Source organism: Streptomyces sp. NPDC029152 (assembly GCF_055564355.1).
Map to the genome: position 1 here is coordinate 1 of NZ_JBVHWR010000061.1, position 2,815 is coordinate 2,815.

The following is a 2,815-nucleotide window of genomic DNA, read 5'->3' on the forward strand; positions in this document are numbered from 1 at the left end:
CGCGCCGGGACGCCCCTGCGCTACAAGGCCGTCGTGGTCGACCACGCGGGACGCACCGCGGGCGACACCGCCGCCACCACCGCCGGACGACCCCCCGTCCCCGAGAAGCCGACCGCGAAGCGACACCACGTGGTCGTCCACCACCGGCGCGCAGACGGCGACTACGACGGTCTGCTGCTGCGGACCGCCGACGGTACGACGGCCCGGTTCGCCGGCCGCGACGCCTACGGAGCCTTCGCCTGGATCGCCCCCGGCTCCGGTACCGGTGCCATCCGGTTCACCATCGAGAAGGACGGGGTCGCCGACGGACCCGAGCGCGTCCTCGACGTCGCCGTGTCCGGCGAGGTGTGGACCGAACAGAGCAGCACGACGGTCCTGAAGGCCCGGCCCAAGTCCGCCTACCCGCCCCAGGACGGCACCAAGGCCGTACTGCACTACCACCGGCCTGACGGCGACTACGAGGGGTGGGGCCTGCACACCTGGACGGGGTCCGCCGACCCGCCCGAGTGGAACGACCCCATCCTGCCGGTGCGCGAGGACCCCTTCGGGCTCGTGTTCGAGGTTCCGCTGGACGACGGAGCCGTCTCCCTCAGCTACATCCTGCACAAGGGGCAGGAGAAGGACGTTCCCGACGACGAGACCCTCGACTTCTCCCTCTACGGGCACGAGGTCTGGCGCGTGGCGGGCGACCCCACCGGTCTGACGCCCTCTCCCGGCGGCGCCTTCGGCCTCGACCTGCACGCGGCGGAGGCCACCTGGATCGGGGACGACACCGTCGTGTGGGCGGGTGAGGGCAGCGGCGTGGCCAGTCAGCAACTGGTGTACGCCACCGAGGGCGACCTCACGATCGAGGACGGCGCACTGTCCGACGAGGGTCAGTGGCTGCGGCTCGTACCGGCCGAGCTGACCGAGGCCCAGAGATCCCGCTACCCCCAGTACGCACAGGCCTCGGCGTTCCGTGTGGACCCGCGCGACCGCGACCGCGTCGGCCAGGCGCTCCGAGCCCGGCTGATCGCCACCCAACGCGCCGACGACGGTGCCCTCCTGGGCGCCACCGGCGTACGCATCGAAGGCAACCGACCGGAAGGAAGCAGCACGTGATCGGCTCGCTCTCGGCCCGAAGAGGCCGAAGAAGACGAAGAGGCCGCACCGGCGGCACAGGCTGCGGAGCCGTGCCACGTCCCCCGGCCGGCACGGTCGCCACGACCGGTCCCACCACCGCGGCCGCCTCGGTCGTCGTGGCCGCCCTGCTCGCCACGGCGCTGAGCACACCCCAGCAGGCAGCCGCGGCACCGCGGCCTCCCGGCCCGCCGTCCGACGCCCGGCTCGCCGCCGAGCCGGCCCGCCACGACCTGACCCGGGAGCAGGCGTACTTCCTGCTGCCCGACCGGTTCGCCAACGGCTCCCGGGCCAACGACCGCGGAGGGCTCAGCGGCGACCGGACCGCGACGGGCTTCGACCCTACGGACAAGGGCTTCTACCAGGGGGGTGACCTGAGGGGCCTGATCAAGAAGCTCGACTACATCAAGGGCCTGGGCACCACCGCCATCTGGATGGCGCCGATCTTCAAGAACAAGCCGGTGCAGGGCGGTGGCGAGTCCGCCGGGTACCACGGCTACTGGATCACCGACTTCACCCAGGTCGACCCGCACTTCGGCACCAACGCCGAACTCGCGGAACTCATCGACAAGGCCCACGCCAAGGGCATGAAGGTCTTCTTCGACGTCATCACCAACCACACCGCCGACACCGTCACGAACGTCGAGAAGAAGTACGGCTACCGCACCAAGGGTGCCTACCCCTACCTCGACACCCGGGGCCGCCCCTTCGACGACAGCACCCGCATGGGCAAGGTCGACCGGGACAGCTTCCCCTACACCCCCGTGGTGAACGGGGACGAGGCCGACGCGAAGGTCCCGGCGTGGCTGAACGACCCCACGATGTACCACAACCGGGGCGACTCCACCTTCGTCGGCGAGAGCGGCCTCTACGGCGACCACACCGGACTCGACGACCTGTGGACCGAACGCCCCGAGGTCGTCGAGGGCCTGGAGAAGATCTACCAGAGGTGGGTCAGGGACTTCGACGTGGACGGCTTCCGCGTCGACACGGTCCGCAACGTCGACATGCCGTTCTGGACGCAGTGGGCGACCGCGATCGACGCCTACGCCGCGAAGAGGGGACGTGAGGACTTCTTCGTCTTCGGCGAGACCCTCTCCTCCGACCCGGCCGTCACGGCCCCCTACGTGACCGAGGGCCGGCTCGACGCCACCCTCGACTTCCCGCTGCAGAACGCCATCCGCGGCTACGCCTCCCAGGACAAGCCGGCGAAGACCCTCTCCGGTGTCCTGGCCCAGGACTACCGCTACACCACGGACAAGGCCAACGCCTACGAACAGGTCACCTTCCTCGGCAACCACGACATGGGGCGCATCGGGAGCTTCGTCAGCCAGGACAACCCGGGCGCGGGCGACGCCGAGCTGCTGCGCCGTGACCGGTTCGCGCACGAGCTGATGTTCCTGTCGCGGGGCAATCCGGTGATCTACGCCGGTGACGAACAGGGCTTCACCGGACCGGGCGGGGACAAGGGCGCCCGGCAGACGTTGTTCGGCTCGAAGGTTCCGGAGTACCTGGACGACGACCAGATCGGCACGGAGCGTACGCATGCCTTGGACGCGTACGACCGGGCGCATCCGTTGTACCGGGCGATCGCTTCTCTTTCGGAGTTGACGGGGCGTCATCCGGCGTTGCGTGACGGTGTGCAGGAGGAGCGGTACGCGGACGACGGTCCGGGTGTGTACGCGTTCTCGCGCAC

The 2,815-nt window shown here is 70.2% G+C and carries 2 protein-coding genes; both read left to right on the forward strand.

What is annotated here, in order from left to right:
- Positions 1-1,101: pullulanase-associated domain-containing protein (locus tag ACZ4V6_RS36495; RefSeq protein WP_467835573.1), on the forward strand; the 1,101-nt coding region annotated here is incomplete at its 5' end.
- 137 nt (positions 1,102-1,238) lie between these two features.
- The coding region (locus ACZ4V6_RS36500; RefSeq protein WP_467835575.1) for an alpha-amylase family glycosyl hydrolase at positions 1,239-2,815 on the forward strand (1,577 nt) is incomplete at its 3' end.